Genomic DNA, 550 nt, shown 5'->3' on the forward strand with positions numbered 1-550 from the left:
ATGAGCAGGCCGTCCTTTCCATGCACAAAATCCACAGCGGCTGCTTCGGCGTCCACGACGGCGGCAAGCTTGGGCAGGTCGCGGGAGTCGGCCCACTCTTCCGAGGACAGCAGGACCGTCGACGCGCCGTCGGTCAGCGGCGTGGAGTTCCCGGCTGTCATGGTGGCGTCGGCACCGAGGTTCTTCCCAAAGACAGGCTTCAGGGTTGCCAGCTTTACCAGCGAGGTGTCGGGCCGCAGGTTGCCGTCCCGGGTCAGCCCGCGGTAAGGGGTGAGCAGATCGTCAAAGAATCCGGCGTCATAGGCGGCCGCGAGGTTCCTGTGGCTGTTCAGGGCCACCTCATCCTGCGCCTCGCGCGGGATCTTCCACTGCGCAGTGGTCAGCGCCTGGTGCTCCCCCATGGACAGCCCCGTCCGGGGCTCGGACGTTCCGGGCGCCAACGGAGCCAGGTCCTTGGGCCGCAGGCGGCTGAGGATCTGCAGCCGCTGCGGAAGGCTCTTGGCCCGGTTGAGGTCAAGGATCACCTCACGGAGGCCCTCGCTGACCACCA

1 pseudogene is annotated in these 550 nt (G+C 67.3%); it reads right to left on the reverse strand.

The annotated features are described in order from the left end of the window. Window positions 1–550 (reverse strand): annotated as a pseudogene (locus CXQ89_RS17930) (acetyl-CoA C-acyltransferase); the annotation flags it as partial.

It is taken from the genome of Arthrobacter sp. ZGTC212 (assembly GCF_002929255.1).
Classification (GTDB): Bacteria; Actinomycetota; Actinomycetes; order Actinomycetales; family Micrococcaceae; genus Arthrobacter_B; species Arthrobacter_B sunyaminii.